This window comes from Mesoflavibacter sp., from assembly GCF_964226795.1.
Lineage (GTDB): Bacteria > Bacteroidota > Bacteroidia > Flavobacteriales > Flavobacteriaceae > Mesoflavibacter > Mesoflavibacter zeaxanthinifaciens.
Genome location: NZ_CAXQQP010000007.1, coordinates 19100 through 37939, shown reverse-complemented (window position 1 = coordinate 37939; position 18840 = coordinate 19100). Strand labels below are relative to the sequence as shown.

The 18840-nt window shown below is 30.8% G+C and carries 23 protein-coding genes; 9 read left to right on the top strand and 14 right to left on the bottom strand.

Going from position 1 to position 18840, the window contains the following annotated elements:
• Window positions 1–56 precede the first annotated feature (56 nt).
• The 4 genes from ACEQT4_RS05400 (at window position 57) to ACEQT4_RS05385 (ending at window position 3402) form a co-directional block, all read left to right on the top strand.
• The gene (locus ACEQT4_RS05400; protein ID WP_336068476.1) at window positions 57–1079 is read left to right on the top strand and encodes a LacI family DNA-binding transcriptional regulator; all 1023 of its coding nucleotides are present in this window, start codon (window positions 57–59) and stop codon (window positions 1077–1079) included.
• Between the two features lie 38 nt (window positions 1080–1117).
• Window positions 1118–1912, top strand: coding sequence for an undecaprenyl-diphosphate phosphatase (locus ACEQT4_RS05395; RefSeq protein WP_370226428.1), 795 nt, complete (start codon window positions 1118–1120; stop codon window positions 1910–1912).
• A gap of 5 nt (window positions 1913–1917) precedes the next feature.
• Window positions 1918–2613, top strand: a complete 696-nt coding sequence (truB, locus tag ACEQT4_RS05390; protein ID WP_370226426.1) for a tRNA pseudouridine(55) synthase TruB — start codon at window positions 1918–1920, stop codon at window positions 2611–2613.
• A gap of 72 nt (window positions 2614–2685) precedes the next feature.
• Window positions 2686–3402 (top strand): hypothetical protein, encoded by a 717-nt coding sequence (locus ACEQT4_RS05385; protein ID WP_370226425.1) that lies wholly within the window; start codon window positions 2686–2688, stop codon window positions 3400–3402.
• A 199-nt stretch (window positions 3403–3601) separates the two neighbouring features.
• Here ACEQT4_RS05385 and ACEQT4_RS05380 read toward each other — a convergent pair whose 3' ends face one another.
• Window positions 3602–4216: a thioredoxin family protein gene (locus tag ACEQT4_RS05380; RefSeq protein WP_370226424.1), complete on the bottom strand. Its 615-nt coding sequence runs from the start codon at window positions 4214–4216 to the stop codon at window positions 3602–3604.
• A 77-nt stretch (window positions 4217–4293) separates the two neighbouring features.
• Here ACEQT4_RS05380 and ACEQT4_RS05375 point away from each other — a divergent pair, with 77 nt between their 5' ends.
• Window positions 4294–4857 carry a DNA-3-methyladenine glycosylase I gene (locus ACEQT4_RS05375; RefSeq protein WP_370226422.1) on the top strand — a complete coding sequence of 188 codons (564 nt, stop codon included), beginning with the start codon at window positions 4294–4296 and terminating at the stop codon, window positions 4855–4857.
• A gap of 10 nt (window positions 4858–4867) precedes the next feature.
• Here the strand turns inward: ACEQT4_RS05375 and aat are convergent, their stop codons facing one another.
• From aat to ACEQT4_RS05360, 3 genes are all read right to left on the bottom strand, one after another.
• Window positions 4868–5494 (bottom strand): leucyl/phenylalanyl-tRNA--protein transferase, encoded by a 627-nt coding sequence (gene aat, locus ACEQT4_RS05370; protein ID WP_370226420.1) that lies wholly within the window; start codon window positions 5492–5494, stop codon window positions 4868–4870.
• Between the two features lie 105 nt (window positions 5495–5599).
• Window positions 5600–5974: a DUF3127 domain-containing protein gene (locus tag ACEQT4_RS05365; protein ID WP_370226419.1), complete on the bottom strand. Its 375-nt coding sequence runs from the start codon at window positions 5972–5974 to the stop codon at window positions 5600–5602.
• Window positions 5975–6020: 46 nt separating this feature from the next.
• The gene (locus ACEQT4_RS05360) at window positions 6021–6875 is read right to left on the bottom strand and encodes a flavin reductase family protein (protein ID WP_370226418.1); all 855 of its coding nucleotides are present in this window, start codon (window positions 6873–6875) and stop codon (window positions 6021–6023) included.
• A 121-nt stretch (window positions 6876–6996) separates the two neighbouring features.
• On the opposite strand from ACEQT4_RS05360, the gene ACEQT4_RS05355 reads away from it, so the two are divergent.
• Together ACEQT4_RS05355 and ACEQT4_RS05350 are read left to right on the top strand one after the other, a co-directional pair.
• Entirely contained in the window at window positions 6997–8148 is a 1152-nt protein-coding gene (locus ACEQT4_RS05355) for a sensor histidine kinase (RefSeq protein ID WP_370226416.1), read from the top strand.
• A 2-nt stretch (window positions 8149–8150) separates the two neighbouring features.
• Window positions 8151–8501, top strand: a complete 351-nt coding sequence (locus tag ACEQT4_RS05350) for a hypothetical protein (protein WP_370226415.1) — start codon at window positions 8151–8153, stop codon at window positions 8499–8501.
• Here the strand turns inward: ACEQT4_RS05350 and ACEQT4_RS05345 are convergent.
• Window positions 8492–8881: an HIT family protein gene (locus ACEQT4_RS05345; protein WP_370226414.1), complete on the bottom strand. Its 390-nt coding sequence runs from the start codon at window positions 8879–8881 to the stop codon at window positions 8492–8494. The two genes, ACEQT4_RS05350 and ACEQT4_RS05345, sit on opposite strands and share 10 nt — an antisense overlap.
• 108 nt (window positions 8882–8989) lie before the next feature.
• The gene (greA, locus tag ACEQT4_RS05340; protein ID WP_027880851.1) at window positions 8990–9463 is read right to left on the bottom strand and encodes a transcription elongation factor GreA; all 474 of its coding nucleotides are present in this window, start codon (window positions 9461–9463) and stop codon (window positions 8990–8992) included.
• 159 nt (window positions 9464–9622) lie between these two features.
• Between greA and ACEQT4_RS05335 the strand changes: the two genes are divergently transcribed.
• Window positions 9623–10066, top strand: coding sequence for a hypothetical protein (locus tag ACEQT4_RS05335; RefSeq protein ID WP_370226413.1), 444 nt, complete (start codon window positions 9623–9625; stop codon window positions 10064–10066).
• 68 nt (window positions 10067–10134) lie between these two features.
• Here the strand turns inward: ACEQT4_RS05335 and ACEQT4_RS05330 are convergent, their stop codons facing one another.
• From ACEQT4_RS05330 to ACEQT4_RS05295, 8 genes are all read right to left on the bottom strand, one after another.
• Window positions 10135–12267, bottom strand: a complete 2133-nt coding sequence (locus ACEQT4_RS05330; protein ID WP_370226412.1) for a TonB-dependent receptor — start codon at window positions 12265–12267, stop codon at window positions 10135–10137.
• 333 nt (window positions 12268–12600) lie between these two features.
• A complete protein-coding gene (gene arfB, locus ACEQT4_RS05325; protein WP_370226411.1) occupies window positions 12601–13008 on the bottom strand; it encodes an alternative ribosome rescue aminoacyl-tRNA hydrolase ArfB in 408 nt (135 codons plus the stop codon).
• A complete protein-coding gene (locus ACEQT4_RS05320; RefSeq protein ID WP_370226409.1) occupies window positions 13008–14561 on the bottom strand; it encodes a DUF4301 family protein in 1554 nt (517 codons plus the stop codon). Before ACEQT4_RS05320 ends, arfB begins: the two co-directional genes overlap by 1 nt.
• Window positions 14545–15126, bottom strand: coding sequence for an AAA family ATPase (locus ACEQT4_RS05315; RefSeq protein WP_370226408.1), 582 nt, complete (start codon window positions 15124–15126; stop codon window positions 14545–14547). The genes ACEQT4_RS05320 and ACEQT4_RS05315 overlap by 17 nt, the downstream gene beginning before the upstream one ends.
• Entirely contained in the window at window positions 15087–15719 is a 633-nt protein-coding gene (gene pnuC / locus ACEQT4_RS05310) for a nicotinamide riboside transporter PnuC (RefSeq protein WP_370226407.1), read from the bottom strand. Before pnuC ends, ACEQT4_RS05315 begins: the two co-directional genes overlap by 40 nt.
• Complete coding sequence (locus tag ACEQT4_RS05305) at window positions 15703–15963, bottom strand: hypothetical protein (RefSeq protein WP_370226406.1); 261 nt, start codon at window positions 15961–15963, stop codon at window positions 15703–15705. Before ACEQT4_RS05305 ends, pnuC begins: the two co-directional genes overlap by 17 nt.
• Window position 15964: 1 nt before the next feature.
• Window positions 15965–16687, bottom strand: a complete 723-nt coding sequence (locus ACEQT4_RS05300; RefSeq protein ID WP_370226404.1) for a geranylgeranylglyceryl/heptaprenylglyceryl phosphate synthase — start codon at window positions 16685–16687, stop codon at window positions 15965–15967.
• Window positions 16687–17313 (bottom strand): 4'-phosphopantetheinyl transferase superfamily protein, encoded by a 627-nt coding sequence (locus ACEQT4_RS05295; RefSeq protein WP_370226403.1) that lies wholly within the window; start codon window positions 17311–17313, stop codon window positions 16687–16689. The genes ACEQT4_RS05300 and ACEQT4_RS05295 overlap by 1 nt, the downstream gene beginning before the upstream one ends.
• A 133-nt stretch (window positions 17314–17446) precedes the next feature.
• Here ACEQT4_RS05295 and ahcY point away from each other — a divergent pair, with 133 nt between their 5' ends.
• Window positions 17447–18763, top strand: coding sequence for an adenosylhomocysteinase (gene ahcY, locus ACEQT4_RS05290; RefSeq protein WP_106679707.1), 1317 nt, complete (start codon window positions 17447–17449; stop codon window positions 18761–18763).
• Window positions 18764–18840 lie beyond the last annotated feature (77 nt).

The following is an 18840-nucleotide window of genomic DNA, read 5'->3' as shown; positions in this document are numbered from 1 at the left end:
AAAAAAATTAATAGATTCGCACGCAAACGATTGCGGTAACGATTGCATAAATAAACATGAAAAAAAAGATAATTACCTTAAAAGACCTAGCTAAACGTCTAAATATTTCTCCTTCTACAGCTTCTAGAGCTTTAAATGATCATCCAGATATAAGTATAGAAACTAAACAAAAGGTAAAAGACCTTGCAAGAAATTTAAATTATGTTCCCAATCTATTTGCTAAAGGATTTAGATCTCACAGAAGTAACATTTTAGGGGTAATTGTACCTAATATTACTCATTATTTTACGACTACTTTAATTAGAGGAATCTTAGAAGAAGCAAATCTTCAAGGTTATAAAGTGATTATATCAGAATCTAATAATGATGTAAAAAAGCAAACCGAAATGCTAAATACTATGTTACAATTTGGTGTTGACGGCGTACTAATGTCTATCTCTAAGATGACAAAAGATGTTGATGATATTCTTAAAGTATTAAATACTGTACCTCTTATCTTATTTGACAAAGCCTCTAACAAAATACCATGTACACAAGTAGTTATTAATGAAGAAGAAGCTGCTTTTAATGCAGTTGAACATTTAATTAACATTGGAAAAAAAAGAATTGCAATTATTAAAGAAACAGAATATTCTTTTACTTCTGAAAAAAGGTATCATGGTTATTTAAGAGCTTTAAAAGAAAATAATATTCCATTAGATAGTAAAATAGTTTTAAGTGTAGAAGACATTTCTATGCATCAAGGAAAAAGAATGACCAATATATTACTATCCTTAAAAGAAAAACCAGATGCAATTTTTGCTATAACGGATAGTGCCGCTATTGGAGTAATTAAAACTTTAAAAAAACTTAGTATAAAAATTCCAGAAGATATAGCTGTAGTAGGATTTAGTAATTCTACAAACTCACAGATAATAGAGCCTAAATTAACAACAATAGACCAACCTGGACAAAAAATAGGATCTACAGCAGTAAAACAAATAATTGAAGAAATAAACAGCACTAATCAAATTAATGTTAATAAAACTATAGAAATAAAAACAAACTTGATTATTAGAGATTCTAGCTTCAAAATTTAAAAAACAAATGTTTACTTTTGGCCAATTAATTTATTTAAATGGAGGTTTTAGATTCAATTTTATTAGGAATTATACAAGGTTTAACCGAGTTTCTACCGGTATCGTCAAGTGGTCACTTAGAGTTAGGAAAAGCTGTTTTAGGTGATAAAAGTATTCCTGAAGAAAGCTTATTATTTACTGTTGTACTTCATTTTGCTACTGCTTTAAGTACCATTGTTGTGTTTAGAAAAGACATTTGGTCGCTTTTAAAAGGCATTTTAAAATTTGAATGGAACGACGATCTACAATTTGCTTCAAAAATTGCAATATCTATGTTGCCTGCAGTAATTGTAGGTCTATTTTTTGAAGAGCAATTAGAGCAACTTTTTGGAGGAAACATCTTATTAGTTGGTTTTATGTTATTAATTACAGCTATGCTTTTATATTTTGCAGATAAAGCTAAAAACACTAATAAAGATGTTTCATTTGGTAATGCTTTTATCATTGGTGTTTCTCAAGCAATAGCAATGCTTCCAGGTATTTCTCGAAGTGGCGCAACAATTTCGACCTCTGTTTTGTTGGGTAATGACAAAACAAAAGCTGCACGTTTTTCGTTTTTAATGGTTGTGCCTTTAATTTTTGGTAAAATTGCTAAAGATGTGTTAAGTGGTGATTTAAGTTTAGAATCTCAAAACTTCACCACATTATCTATTGGATTTATAGCTGCATTTATTTCTGGTTTTTTTGCTTGTACTTGGATGATACGTTTAGTCAAAAAAAGTAAACTATCTTACTTTGCTATCTACTGTGCTATTGTTGGATTAATTGCTATAATATATTCAATTTTAAACTAGAAAAAATGACAGGAGAAGATTACAAAGCAGGACAAGTTTTATTAATAGATAAGCCTTTAAATTGGACGTCTTTTCAAGTTGTAAACAAACTACGTTGGGAAATCAGGCAAGCCTTTAACATAAAAAAAATTAAAGTTGGTCATGCTGGTACTTTAGATCCATTAGCAACTGGTCTATTAGTGATTTGTACCGGAAAGATGACTAAGCAAATAAATACGTTTCAAGGTCAAATTAAAGAATATACTGGTACTTTTGTTTTAGGAAGCACAACGCCTTCTTTTGATTTAGAAACTGAAATTGACAACACCTATCCAACCGATAATATTACTGAAGCATTAATACACCAAACAACCAAACAATTTATTGGTGAAATTGATCAATATCCACCAGTATTTTCTGCAATCAAAAAAGACGGAAAGCGTCTTTATGAATTTGCTCGTGCTGGTGAAGATGTAGAAATTAAGTCTAGAAAAGTAACCATTGAAGCTTTTGAAATCACTAAAATTAACGGTTTAAGCTTAGAGTTTAGAGTAGTTTGTAGCAAAGGTACTTACATTAGGTCTTTAGCAAACGATTTTGGAAAAGCTTTAAATTCTGGCGCTCATCTTTCAGTATTACGACGTACAAAAATTGGTGATTTTGATGTGAAGAATGCACTTTCTATCGAAGATTTTATTAAAAATTTGCCAAAAAAGGAATAAAAAACGTCTTTTCAATATATAGCTGCGTATATTAATTACTAACAAATCAAGCTTAATTATTAATTTGTTTGCATGCAGTTTAACAATTCACATAAGGCATTAGCTATAACTTTTTTAATTGTTGGTACATTGGTACTTTCAATTTTTAATACAACTATTTTTAAGTTAGATAACGCGCAAGCTGAAACATTTTATGAAGTAGAAACTATTGAAGATATAAAAGAACAAATACCTGAAATTGAATCACAAAACAAAAGTTCTAACACTACAAATAAAGCTTTTAATACAACCGAAAATTATAAACATTACGCACAAGCTTACAAACCTATAGCGCCACCAAAAGATTATAAAAACCCTAAACTAGAAACTTATAAAAATGAAGTAATTAAAGAGACTTCAACATCTAAAAACAATGGTAATTCTTCAATTTCTGAAGAAACCATAACCAGTTTTAATAGTGTAAATAGTGTGCTTTCTAAACGTAGCCAAAATCAAAGTGCAGCACAAAGCAATGTCGCAAATACCAACAGTAATGTCTATTATTCTTTAAAAGGTCGTATAGATCAATATTTACCTGTTCCTATTTATCTATGTGACGCAAGAGGAAAAATAGTAGTAAATATTACAGTAAATCAAAACGGAAATGTGGTTAAAGTTAGCACCAATTCTGCATCAACTTCTAATAATGCTTGTTTAAAAGACTACGCTTTAAAGTATGCAAAAGAAGCTAGATTTAACAGTGCTAATAAAACTTCACAAATTGGTACTATTACTTTTGAATTTCAATAAAAGTTCTCAAAAACTCTATTGAGCTTTTCGAAATAAAGTTTTTATATTTCAAAATACTCAACGGTTTAATACTAATGTAATGCGATTTCTCCTACCGTCGAAATGACAATCCTAAGTCATGTCGAGCGTATGTGAGACATCATATAAGTAGCTAAAAGCACAGTTGAGAAATACTAAAAAATAACCTGAACTGTCATAGTTAATTGATTAATTCTAACAAGTCATTAATCACATTTTGACCTTTATCTTTATTGTACCAACGTTGTAAATCTTCTTTAAATTCGGCAGTTAACGTACCGTGTTTCTTTTTAAAATCATTAACCAGCTTGGTAGCTTCTGTTGGTCTAGGTCCATAACTATTTAAAACTGTTTTTGATGTATTATCAAATTGAATAAGTTTAGGTATTGATTTACCTCCGTTGGTTAAGAACAAATCTATTAATTGCTCATTTTCATCACGCATAACCAATTGCAAATTAATACCAGTATTTAACTCGGCAACCTTATTAATTACAGGTATTACATGTGCTGCATCGCCACACCAACTTTCGGTAAGAACAATCCATGTTTGATTTACTGTTGCATTTTTAATAGTTATTTTATCGGCTTCACTAATTTTTACCGTTTTATCCCAGCGCTTCATACGTCTATCGTTAAGCGCAGTATAATTAATTAATGCTTCAGATTGATTAGTACCTGTAGTAGCATTCTCTTCTACTAACCTGCTTAATAAAGTTCTATAATCTTGATAAGAAAGACTTTTTTTTAAGCTCTCTTCTATAACATTTGCTAAGTCTAATTGTGTTGTTTCCATAGTCTAAAATTACAGCAACTTTTAGGATAATTTAGTAACTGTTGTTACATTAGTAGTATATTTTTAAAAACCTTACAATGACAAAACACAGATGTGGTTGGTGCGTTGGTGATGCACTATACGAAGCTTATCATGACCAAGAATGGGGAAAACCTGTTTATGATGACGACACCATTTTTGAGTTTTTAATTCTTGAAACATTTCAAGCTGGATTGAGTTGGATTACTGTGTTGCGTAAACGCGAAAATTTTAGAGTTGCTTTTGATAATTTTGACTACAGAGAAATAGCAAAATATAATGAAAAGAAACTTGAAGAATTAATGCAAAATGAAGGTATTATACGCAATAGACTAAAGATTAAAGCTACAGTTACCAATGCACAAGCTTTTATGAAAGTGCAGGAAGAATTTGGATCGTTTAGTAAATACATTTGGGCTTTTGTAGACGGAAAACCTATAAAAAACAAAGTAAAAAATTATAAAGAAGCTCCAGCAAATACACCAATAAGTGATGCTTTAAGTAAAGATTTAAAAAAACGTGGTTTTAAATTTGTAGGTAGCACAGTTATATATGCACATATGCAAGCAACTGGTATGGTTAACGACCATGAGGTTGATTGTTTTAGGTATGATCAAGTTTAGTAAAATGTAGTTACTTTATATACTTTAAAAACTCATCTCTAGAAATATCTTCTGCGCCTAAACTTTCTAGGTGATTAGTATAAACTTGACAATCTATTAATTTGTAATTACTATTTTGAATAAAAGTGATAAAACCAGCTTTGCTAGCATTACTAACTTTGGTAAACATACTTTCGCCACAAAACACACCATTATTTAAATCGACACCATATAAGCCAGCAACAAGTTTTTGATCTTGCCAAACCTCGACAGATTTAGCAAAACCTAGTTGATGTAATGTGTTATAAGCCTCTACCATTCCGTTGGTAATCCATGTACTGTCTTGACCTGGTCGTTTTGCTTTAGCACATTCGGTAATAACCGCATTAAAATCCTTATTTACGGTCACTTCAAAATTACAATTACGCAACACTTGTTTCATGCTTTTAGAAACTTTTAATTTTGAAGGGAATAGCACAAATCTAGGATCTGGTGACCACCATAAAATAGTATTATCATCTTCAAACCAAGGAAAAATTCCGTTTTGGTATGCTGCTAAAAGTCGTTCTGGACTTAAATCGCCACCAAAAGCTAAAAGACCATCTTCTGTTGCTTGAGATACTGGAGGAAAAAAGTGATGTTTATTTAGAAAATTCAATGCAATTATTTTTACTTAAAATAAATATTTAAAATGAATTTGACAAAAAACCCTCAAAACCAAATAGGTTTTGAGGGTTTTTATTTCCGCGAAAGCGAAATATGTTTAAAACGGTAAATCGTCGTGCTCTTCTTCGTTTACATTATTTGCTGGTTCAAAAGCTTGTGCTGGTGGCACTTCTGGCATGCCTTGTGGTGCACTTGCTTGAACAGCTTCTATACGCCAACCTTGAATAGAGTTGAAATATTTTGTTTCACCTTGAGGATTTACCCATTCTCTACCACGTAAGTTAATGTTAACTTTTACATCTTGTCCTACTTGGTAGTTGTTTAATAAATCTGTTTTATCTTGAACAAACTCTATCATAATATGTTGTGGGTACTGCTCTTCAGTAGTTACTACTATTTCTCTTTTTCTAAACCCATTACTTCCAAAAGTCTGTGTTTCTCCAATTAATTTTACTTTTCCTTGTACTTCCATTTCTCTCTATAATTATTAAATATTCGTCTAAATTTATATTGCTATTTTACAATAATAGCATTTTCCAAGCACTTTCTACATCATTATAACTTAAAAAATCTTGTGCTTTTTTGTGTTTTTCTTCTAGATTTATTTTTGATAAATCATGTTTTTGTTTAAATGCTAATATAGCATCTTCTGTTGGTAATGTTTCTACATTTGCTAATAAACCTAAATCGTTACCTGTTAATATATTACTATTTCTAACATGTTCTGGTAAAGCGTCTACACCAATACCTAAGGTTCTTAAAGGTTTTGGTATTTCAAAAAAACCAGATTTTGCTCTGCTATAAAAACTACCTCCTGCTCTTGATACTAAGTCTAATTTTACTTGATCGATAGCTCCATTTTTATCTAAAACCTCATCATTAATATGCATTTTAACCACTTCGCATATTACTAAATTACCTGCACCACCTTCTGTACCTAGCTTAACAATTTCATTAACCTTACACTCCATTTGTATTGGGCTTTCTGCCACTCTAAAAGGTTTAACAATGTCCGATTTTAGCATGGTTAACCCTGCTTTTTCAAATTCGTTAACACCTTCAGGATATTCTGTACTACTTAATGACATTTGTTGTACAATATCATAATTTACCACATTAATTACGACTTCATTTGTAACTTCTACATTTTCTAAAGTATGTTTTGTGGTATTGCCTCTAACACGTCTTGCAGGAGAAAATATTAATATTGGTGGATTTGCACTAAAAACGTTAAAAAAACTAAACGGTGATAGGTTGGGTCTTCCGTCTTTGTCTACAGTACTTGCAAAAGCAATTGGTCTTGGTGCCACAGCGCTAAGCAGGTAACTGTGTAGTTTTGGTGTTTCTAAATCCTTTGGCAAAAATGATAACATACTACTTGTTTATTTTGTACAAAAGTACATAATCTGGCACGCAACTAAAAGCAATTTAATAGGTAACTCTCACAATATTATTAACAGAATTGCATTATATTAACAACAAAAATTAACCATCATGTTTTTTACTAAACATCGTCAGCTAGTACGTTGGATTATTATTATTGCGTCTTTTGGAATTATCTCTTTGATTTTATGGAATACCTACGTATTCTTTCAAAAATTTAAAGAAGAAGAACGCAAAAAAATGGAGATTTGGTCTTTTGCTCAACAAGACATTATCCAGAACATGGATTTAAATGGAGATATTGGCAATTTACCCCTAAAAATTTTAGAAAGTAATAACACTACTCCAATGATTAAAGTTAACGAAGATGGAACGATGGACTTTAATAACATAGACGAAAAGGAAACAGAAGACGAAACTTACCTTAAATCTTTAATAGAACAATTTAAAGGAGAAAATAAACCCATCGAAATTAAATACAAAGACAAAGTTTTATCTACGCTTTACTACGGAAATTCCCCTTTATTAAACAAACTTAAATACTATCCATTAGCGCTACTACTAATCATTTTACTATTTGGTGCAGTTGTTTACTTTTTTTATAAAAGCTCTAAAAATGCAACCGAAAACAAATTGTGGTCTGGAATGGCAAAAGAAACAGCTCATCAAATTGGTACACCACTATCTTCTTTAATTGGTTGGACAGAAATTTTAAAGACCGAAAATACCAATCCAGAATATATCAAAGAGATTGAAAAAGATATAAATAGACTACAAACTATTACTGAACGTTTTAGTAAAATAGGTTCTTTACCAACGTTAGAACGATTAGATATTGTTGAAGAAACTAAAGATGCTTATAGTTATTTAAAGTCTAGATCTTCAAAATTAATTAACTTTAGTATTGATGCTCCAGACATACCAATTTATGTAAATTTAAATAGACAATTATACGGTTGGAGCATTGAAAACTTGGTTAAAAATGCGATAGATGCCATGAAAGGAAAAGGAAATCTAAAGGTACAAATTACACCACATCAAAAATATGTAGATATTACAGTTAGCGATACTGGTAAAGGCATCTCTAAAAAAGAATTTAAAACTATTTTTGAACCAGGTTACACCACAAAAAAACGTGGTTGGGGATTGGGATTATCTTTAACAAAACGAATTGTTGAAGATTTTCATGACGGAAAAATAAAAGTACAATTATCAGAAATTGGTGTTGGAACAACCATGTTAATTTCTCTAAAAACAGTTTAATTATGCGTAAAAGTTATGCTACAATAAAACAAGTAGTTTTAAAAAATAACTGTCCAGAATGTTATAACAACTCTGGATTACAACTTACTTTTAAACAAGAGTTTTTAGAAACGACACTTCACAAAACTTTGACTCAAAAAATAAGTCATAGCTTATATTGTAACACTTGTGAAACTGAAATCTTCCCAGTACAATGGACTGACGACATTGAGCGTGTTTATGAGTATCAATTAAAAGCATTTACGCCAAAAAAAAGCTACTTAAAACTAAAACCATTTGCATTGATTTTAATAGTTGTAGCTATAGTTTTAATTGCTGCTTTAGTTACGTTTTTAATCAGCTCTTATAAGTAAGATTGTATTGCTTTTGCAGTTGCATCAAAATCTTCTTTAGTAAGTGTTTCTTTACTAATAAAGCGCGCATCTTCCATAGTGTTTAAGGGAATTAAATGTACATGCACATGTGGTACTTCTAGACCAATTACGCTTACACCAACACGCTTACATGGTATTGCTTGTTCTATAGCTATAGCAACTTTTCTAGAAAATTGCATTAAGCCTGTATATGTAGCTTCATCTAAATCAAAGATCTTATCAACTTCTTTTTTGGGAATACAAAGTGTGTGTCCTTTAGCATTAGGATTGATATCTAAAAAGGCGAAAAAATCTTCTGTTTCTGCAATTTTGTAGCACGGTATTTCACCATTTATAATTTTTGTAAATATTGAAGCCATATTGATTAATTTATAATTTAAATATAAAAAAGATTCCTGCCAAACTGAAAACATATTTCAGAATACACAGGAATTTTGTTTTTAATTTCCGCGAAAGCGAAATATTATTTATCTAGAAATTTCGATAATATCAAATTTCATAATACCACTTGGCACTTGTATTTCGGCAACTTCACCAACAGATTTACCTAACAATCCTTTACCAATTGGACTATTTACAGAGATTTTTCCTGATGCTAAATCGGCTTCGCCATCTGCTACTAGCGTATAAACCATTTCCATACCATTGGTTTGGTTTTTAATTTTTACTTTAGATAACACCAATGCTTTTGATGTATCTAATTGAGACTCGTCTATTAAACGTGCTCCTGCTAAAGCTTCTTCTAATTTAGAAATACGCATCTCTAACATACCTTGCGCTTCTTTAGCGGCGTCATACTCTGCATTTTCACTTAAATCTCCTTTATCTCTTGCTTCGGCAATTGCTTTAGATGCTTTTACGCGTTCTACATCTTTAAGTTGCTTAAGCTCATCTCTTAGTTTTTTTAAACCTTCTGCTGTATAATAAGATACTTTACTCATAATTATTTCGTTTTAAATAAAAAGACGCTGAAAAAAATTTCAGCGTAAAACGCAAAAATCTCGCATGCACGAGATTTTGTTAAGCAAATATACAAAATATTTATTTTACGCTACTTATTGTTGTAAATTTGTGTAGAATTTAGACTTTTATTTTAGAATATGAAAATCAAATTATTAGCACTTGTGTCGCTTATTATTATTAGTGTTTCTTGTCAAAAAGATGATGATAATAACAACAATAATTATATCCCTAATATTGCTTTTGACACCCAAAACTCTATAGATACATCTTTGCCTCAATACAACGATTTACAGTTTGCTGGAAACCACTTAGTTTTAAACGCTTTTGGCTACAATGCTATTGTTATTTACAATGTTGGTAATGGCAATTATGTTTCTTTTGAATTAACAGATCCAAACCATGCGCCTTCTGATTGTTCTAGATTAAGTGTTGAAGGTATTACTGCAACTTGTAATTGTGAGGATGGAAATAGTTACAACATTGTAACTGGTGCTCCTTTTGATGGTACTGACGGCAATTTTAGTTTAAAACCTTATTTTGTAGAAGTAAATGGCAGCATAATACGTGTTTATAACAATTAAAAAAACTTATTGAAAAATAAAAAAAGCACCTTAAAAAAAGGTGCTTTTTTTTTGTAATTAATTACTAATTAAAACTTTAAAGTCATTCCTAATAAAAAGTTTGTTGTGGCTTGAGGATAGTATCCTGTGTAGTAACCTGTTGTAACTCCTGTTGGGCTACTTGGGTCATTATAATCATAAGATCCAAAATAACCATTGGAAACATATTCTTTATTGAATATATTATTAACTAAACCAGAAAATATTATTGACTTAAATAATTTATTCGGTTTGATCTCATAGTTAACATTTAGATCGTTGATAAAATAACTTTCTAAAATAGAATCTTCATTATCAATATTACCCATATATTGTTCTCCTACATATTTACTTAAAAAGGATACTTGTAGGTTTTCTATAGGTGTAAAATTAATAGCGTTACCAATAACTAACTCTGGAGAGAAAGAAATATTTGTATCTCCTAAATCCACAAATTGTCCGTCTATATCTACTCCAAAATTTTTAATTTTATTGCTACTTAAAGCAACATTAGTAGATGTATTTAACATACTTGAAAGCTTAATATTGGCATCTATTTCAATACCTAACCTATAACTATCATCCACATTAACTCTTATTGGGCTACCAACATCATCTAATTCGCCCGTTAATACTAACTGGTTTTGATAAAACATGTAATATAAGTTAGTATTTACATTAACTTTATTATTCGCATAACGCCAACCCAACTCTATATCGTTTAATGTTTCGTTTTCTGTTACACCAGCTTTAAAGTCGTCACGATTTGGCTCGCGGTTAGCTCTTGCATAAGATACGTAGTAGCTATTTTTTTCTGAAGATTTATAGGTTAATCCTAATTTAGGATTGAAAAAACTAAAATCTGCATCGGTAACAAATTCATTTAAATCTGAATTTATACCGTTGGTTTTATAGCTTACAAAGCGTCCTTGTAAATCTACAAATCCTGTAAATTTAGGTGCTAGTTTAAATGTAGCTTTAGAGAATACACTAAAGTCGTTTTTTGTAGCATCACCATCATAATAACGGTCTCTAATTTGTGTGTTTGGTGCTAAATCGCTTCCCCAAATTACTTCACCAAAATGGTCATTTGTAAAACTGCTATATGAGGTACCAGAGATAACCTCTAAAGCATCTTTTTTGTAAACTACATTGGCATTAAGCACATAAAAATCGCTATCTAACCAACGACGTACAATAACATCTGAGTCGTCTTCTATTAAATTAGAAAAATCTGCTGCAGCTTCTTCTTCTTTATATTGCTCAAAATATCCTTTCCCTTTTGTATAGTTTAATCCTAGGTTTGTTGACCAATTATTATTGTAGCGTTGGTTCCAGTGTAATTGATAATGATCTTGCCAGTAATTATCTGTTTCGTTATCATAAGTATATGGATTTTGACGACGATCTTCTTCTAACTCTTCTTTAGTTAAACCGTACCATGCTTGATAAGTTCTTTCTACATTACCAAAAGTTAAGGCTTTAATTAACGTATTTTCATCTTTATAAATTCCTTGTAAAAAGTAAGATTTTAAATCGGTAAAAGCTCTATCTATATATCCATCTGAATCTATTTTTGATAACCTTCCTGAGAATTCAAAATGATCATTTAATAATCCTGTACTTAATTTTACCGTATGTTTTCTTGTATTGAAACTTCCAAAACTGTTTGAAATTTCGGCAGAAGCTTCTTCAGAAAACACATCCGTTAACAAGTTTAAACTTGCTCCAAACGCTCCAGAACCATTGGTAGATGTACCAACACCACGTTGTAACTGAATGCTTTCTGTTGATGATGCTATATCACCTAAATTAACCCAAAAAGTACCTTGACTTTCTGGATCATTATAAGGTATCCCGTTAATAGTTACATTAACACGTGTTGCATCTGTACCACGTACTCTAATACCAGTATATCCTATACCTGCTCCAGCATCACTTGTAGTAACAACAGACGGTAAATAATTAAGTAATATAGGTACATCTTGACCCAAGTTACGCTTTTGTATTTCTGCTTTAGAAACATTACTGTGCGTGATTGGCGAGTCTGCATCTACACGTACGGCTTTTACTAAAACTTCGTCTAATTGTTGGGTTTTTGTTGTGTCTTGTTGCTTTTCTTGTTGCGCATTAACACTGACTGATAACACTAAAAGTGTTAAAAAAAGAAATAAATTTTTCATTACGATTATGAAATTTATAATCGAATAAAAAGAGGTAATTATTCTTTACTATTAATAATTAATTTGTTGAATGTTAATCATACGTTTTTACTTGTAAGATTGTCCATTCTTTGTCCCTAAACAGCATTACCTGTTCTAGGTTCGTTGGGTATGATCTCAGCCTGTATGATTTAAGTTTGACTAGTATATCTTAAATCAAAAAAGCACCCCTTTTTTGAGAACGGCGCAAAGATAAATAGGTTTTTTGAAATAAAAATAAGAATTCTAACTTTTATAGAATTAATTTAAAAATAGCCGAAAAATAAAATTGCTCTTTTTTAAAATAACATCAAACTAATCAATATTAGGTTTACGTCTATTTGCTTTTTTTTCGGATTGTATTTTTTTGTTTTTTAGTCGCTTTTTAATAACTGACTTTGGCACTTTTGTAGGTTTTCTTTCTGCTTTAACCTTTAGTGCTGCTTCTAAAATCGAAAATGCTCTACTTATTGCAATTCGTTTATTTTTAAGTTGGCTTCGTGTTTCTCCACATTGCAGAATTAACACTTGATCTTTTGTTAATCTATTATAAAGCTTTTCTATTATTATTGCTTTTTGGTGTTGATTTAATACTAAAGATTCTGAAACGGAAAAACTTAATTCGATTTTTGTAGCAACTTTATTTACATGTTGCCCACCACTACCTGAGCTACGAATGGCTTTAAAGTTAAATTCTTTTTCTAATTCTTGATAAGGCAACATTAGTCTACTTGATGAGATGATTTAAGCAAATCGTTTACCGTTTTTACTGGGTTAAATGTTGCTAATGGTACTTCTACAAAAATAGTATTCCAGTTAGACATACTTCCATTCCATAATCCTGGTAATTCTAATGCTTTTATACTTTTACCGTTAACGGTTTTTTCTGTTATAAAAGCTGCTTTTGGATCTAAAAATTTTTGTAAATCATACACTTCACCTTTATAATTTTTAATACTACAAACTATATCTACAGGATTAAAATGAGTTGCTTTTTTAAGTATTTTTTTCTGTGACTTTGCTTTGGTGTCTATTTGAGCTGTTTCGACAATTTGAAGCGAAATATTAGCAGCTTCATCTTTTACCCAAAATGGTCCTCCACCAGGTTCTCCTTCATTTTTTACCATACCGCAAACTCTAATTGGACGGTTTAGTTTTTTCTGTAAATATTCTACTTGATATTTTTTAGCGTACTTTTCAAATTCTTGAGAAATTACTACGTTAAGTTTATTTTGTAAGAACGTTGCAATCTCTATTAACTCTTCTTCGGTTAGATCCTTTTCGTCTAATGCTTTGGCATAATCAAACGCTTTAGTTTTTACATCTAACAACAATCCTGCAAGGACTTTTTTATGTTTCCAAACTTGTTCTTTGCTTTTAGGAACCACAACATTATCAATATTTTTTATAAAAATAACATCTGCATTTAAATCGTTTAAGTTGTTTATCAAAGCTCCGTGACCAGATGGTCTAAAGTATAACTCTTTAGATTTTGTTCTTACAATTTCGTCCTTACTATTTACTGCAATAGTATCTGTTGATTGCTTTTGATAAGAAAATGAAATATCAAATTTGGTTTCTGTGTTTTGTTCTACTTTATCCTTAATCTTTTCAAACTCTGCTTCAAAAAGTTCTAGATGCTTGTCTGAAATTGTTAAATGTACTTTTGCTTTTTTATTAGAAGAAGCATATAACGCTGCTTCGTATAAATGTTCTTCAAAAGCAGTTGCAATATGATCTTTGTATTTATGAAATGGTAATAATCCTTTTGGGTAAAAGCTATAATTAAGCTGATTTTCTTGTAATAAAGCTTTTACAAACTCGATACGTTGTTCTTCTAGAGTTAATTTTGAATAATGCGGTTTTGTATTTTTTAAATGTTGAATAACATCGTTGTAAAACGGTAATTTTTCTAGACCTATAAAAAATAACGAAATATCTAATGCTTTTTTACGGTTAATGTATGCATTAATACTCTCGTCATTAGATTGGTATGATTGTAAAAATTGAAATAAGAATTTAAACATACGTGTTGCTGCGCCAGACGCAGGAACAAACTTAATTACATCAATATTATCTTTAGAAGCATCATATAACGAGATTAATTGTTCTTTTTCTGTATCGTTTAAATTTAAAATACCATCTCCTACAGTTGCTGCACGTTTTAAATTTATATAAGGTAAACCTGTTTTAAAAGTTTCTAATTGTTGCTTTAGCTTTTTTACAGTAATTCCTTTTTTTTCTAATAACTCTTGGTCTTTAGGGCTTAACTTCATTTTTCTTTGCTAATAATTGATTAATGTGCTTGGTGGCTAATGCTAAACGTGTTTGCTTATCGCCTTTTAATAAAACATAGGGTTTGTTATATTTTATTAAAGCTGCTTCAAACGCTTCAAACATTTCTTGTCTTTCTTCTGGTTTATCTCTTAAATCATCTGCTTCCCAAGGTGTATCAATATACGTTAAAAAGTATAAATCGTAGGTGTTTTTTAAAGCATATTTTTCTAATAATGGATCACATGTACCTGAATAATATTCTTCTGAATACACTTTAGTTTCTAATAAATCGGTATCACAAATTAAAACTGAATCTGTTTTTTGGGCTAATGTATTTTCTAATTGCATTTGACCAATAGCTATTGGCAAAAGGTCTTTAGGCTCGCAAGTTTTACGCTCGTTATTCCATTTATTTTGAAGATATTCGCGTGCATATTCTGGTACCCAAACAGAATTATAATATCGCGCTAATTGCTTAGAAAGGGTCGTTTTACCACTACTTTCTGGTCCAAAAAGCACAACTTTTATACAATTGCTTGGTTGTTGTTTAAGAGCTTTTTCCATGCTAAATATCCATAAATTGCTATTACCGTAAATCCTAAATACTGTAAACTGGTAAATGTAAATCCTTTATAGAAATATAAAGGTACAGAAATGATATCTCCTATAATCCAAAAAATCCAATTTTCAATTTTTCGTTTTGCCATTAACCACATTCCAACAAAGAAGATTGCAGTAGTTAGTGCATCTACATAAGCAACCCAATCTGTCCATTTATCAAAGGTTTTATAAACAATAAAAACAAAAATTAAAGTTGCAATAAATATAACAATACTAGCTTGTTTTTCCTTAATGGTTGTTGTAGAAATTGGTGTTACATGAGTTTGATCTACCTTTTTTGTCCAAAAATACCATCCATAAACACTCATTATAAAATAATAAGCGTTTATCATCATATCGCCTAAAAGTTCCCATTTTAGTAATAAATACACAAAAATTAGTGTACTAATCATACCTGTTGGAAAGACAAGAATTTTGTTTTGTTTAGAATACCAAACAGATAAAAACCCAAAGATTACTGCAATAATTTCTAAAACAACATCTACGGTATTATAAGTTGCATATTGACCAAAAAAGAAATCAAAAATGTGGTTCATAATCGCTTCTGTTTGTTTTTACAACTTTCATGGTTAATACACTAATATCTGTATTTTCAAAAGATGTTTTAATAGCTTGATTTAAAAATGGCATAAGCGTATCAAAGTCACCAAATATTTGTGTACTTAAAGGATTTTCAAGTACTTTAAATTCAGAATTTCTAAGTGTTTTTATAAAGTCTATAATGTGTGCCTCATAATCGTTTTGTAACGGCGACAAGGTTAAATCTACTGAAATTTGCATATTAATGTTTTAATAGTTCAAAAAACTGTTGGTCTTCTTCAAAAGCAGTACCAATAACTACCATATCTGCGCCTGCGATAAAAGCATTTTCTATTTGTGTTTTTGTTCTAATTCCGCCACCAACAATTAACGGAATATCTATTTTATTTTTTACAGATTCAATTACTTCAACCGGTACTTCGTAAGTAGCACCGCTACCAGCTTCTAAATAAATCAACTTTTTGCCTAGTAATTCTCCTGCTTTTGCTGTGTTTGTGATAGCATCTACATCTGTTCTATTTAAAGGTAACGTTTTTGTAACGCGCTGTACTGCTGTTGTTTTGCCAGATTCTATTAAAATATATCCTGTTGAAATGACTTCTAATTGTGTTTTTTCTAATAAAGGTACAGCTTGCACTTGCTTGTCTATTAAATAGTCGGCATTACGTCCTGAAAGCAAAGACAAAAACAAAATAGCATCTGCATCTTTTGAAATTTGTGTGACATCACCAGGAAATAAAACTATTGGTAAATCGGTAAGCATTTTAATCACTTCTACTAACGCTTGTGTTACGTTTTGCCCTACTTCACTACCGCCAATAAAAACATGTGTTATTATAGAATTATTGACTTTATCTATAAATTGCAATGCATTTTTAAGCTGAAATTTATCTGGATCTATTAACACTGCTAATAGCTTATTTCCGTCATTTTTAGCTTGTAATATATGGTTGTAAATGTTCATTATTCAATAACGTAAGCGCAAGTAAATCCTTCAAATTCTAAGAAGTGTGAGTTGTATCTTTTTTTTAGCCCATTGTAATCAATCCAACACACTGTTTCTTCATCTTTAATAGAAAAAGGGATAACTAAAAAGTGCTCTCTAAACAACATTCCTGGTGTTGCAAATAGTTTATATAAAGACTCTTTTATGCCCCAAATTACGGTTAGTTTATTAATATAATCTTTAGCTTCAGTATCTAAATACTCAAACTCATATTCGACAAATTTCTTAGCTATTTTCGTAATTTTTTCGCGCTGCATTTCTATATCAATACCAACTTTATTATCACTAATAATAACTCCAGAGAATGTAAAACTGTGCGTGATAGAAATATGCTTTCCGTCTTTTAAATGTGGTTTGCCATTTTCATCATAAAATAAATCTTGATCGGTATAACCAAACTCTCGTAACAAGTGTCTAACACTTAAAAAACCACGTTGATGTAATTCGCTTTTCATTCCTAAAACTCTGGTTAAACTTTCTGGTTTTAAGTCTAAAGCCGATAGTAAATCGTCATAAGATTCTTCAATTTTCCAAATTTTAACAGTAGTTTGGCTATTAGGAGTAATGGATTTGTAAAGAGGCATTTAATATTCTAAATGTTATTAGTTATCTTTGCAACGCCTAAGGCGATTTTGGCATTTTATATAGCGAATTTAGTTATTTTAAAACACTAAAACCAAAGTTTAGCCCTTTAATAAACATAGAAAAAATTTAGAAATGAGTACAAAAACAGTCCCATACGTTCCTAATAAGGTAAAAGATATGTCTCTAGCAGATTGGGGAAGAAAAGAAATTGAATTAGCCGAAGCAGAAATGCCAGGTTTAATGAGTTTACGTGAAGAGTATAAAAATGAGCAGCCATTAAAAGGCGCACGTATTGCTGGTTGTTTACATATGACCATTCAAACTGCTGTTTTAATTGAAACTTTACAGGCTTTAGGTGCAGAGGTTACTTGGAGTAGCTGTAACATTTTCTCTACACAAGATCAAGCTGCTGCTGCTATTGCTGCCGCAGGAACTGCTGTTTATGCATGGAAAGATATGACAGAAGAAGAGTTTGACTGGTGTATCGAGCAAACCTTATTTTTTGGAGAAGATCGTAAGCCTTTAAACATGATTCTTGATGATGGTGGTGATTTAACTAATATGGTTTTAGATAAATACCCAGAATTAGCTTCTGGTATTAAAGGTTTGTCTGAAGAAACTACGACTGGTGTACACCGTTTATACGAGCGTGTTAAAAACGGAACATTACCAATGCCTGCAATTAACGTAAACGACTCTGTAACAAAATCTAAATTTGATAACAAATATGGTTGTCGCGAAAGTGCTGTAGATGCTATACGTCGTGCAACGGACGTGATGTTAGCTGGTAAGCGCGTTGTTGTTTGTGGTTACGGAGATGTTGGTAAAGGTACTGCTGCGTCTTTTAAAGGTGCAGGAAGTATCGTAACAGTTACTGAGATTGACCCAATTTGTGCGTTACAAGCTGCAATGGACGGTTTTGAAGTTAAAAAATTAGAAACTGTTGTTGGTAATGCCGATATCGTAATTACTACAACTGGTAACAAAGACATTGTACGTGCAGAGCACTTTAAAGCAATGAAAGATAAAACCATAGTATGTAACATTGGTCATTTTGATAACGAAATACAAATGGCTTGGTTAAACGAAAACTATGGCAACACTAAAAACACAATTAAACCTCAAGTAGATAAATATACTATTGATGGTAATGATATTATTGTTTTAGCAGAAGGACGCTTAGTAAATTTAGGTTGTGCAACTGGTCATCCAAGTTTTGTAATGAGTAACTCTTTTACCAACCAAACATTAGCGCAAATCGAGCTTTGGAATCATTCTGACAAGTATGAAAACGAAGTATATATGCTACCAAAACATTTAGATGAAAAAGTAGCTAAATTACACTTAGAGAAAATTGGTGTTGAACTTACCGAGCTTAAGCAAGATCAAGCAGAATATATTGGTGTAACAGTTGAAGGTCCTTTTAAACCTGAACACTATAGATACTAAAATTTCTGTAACAGCAGAAAAATTACAAATCCCAAGCAGAAATGTTTGGGATTTTTTTATTGTACATTTTAAAAATC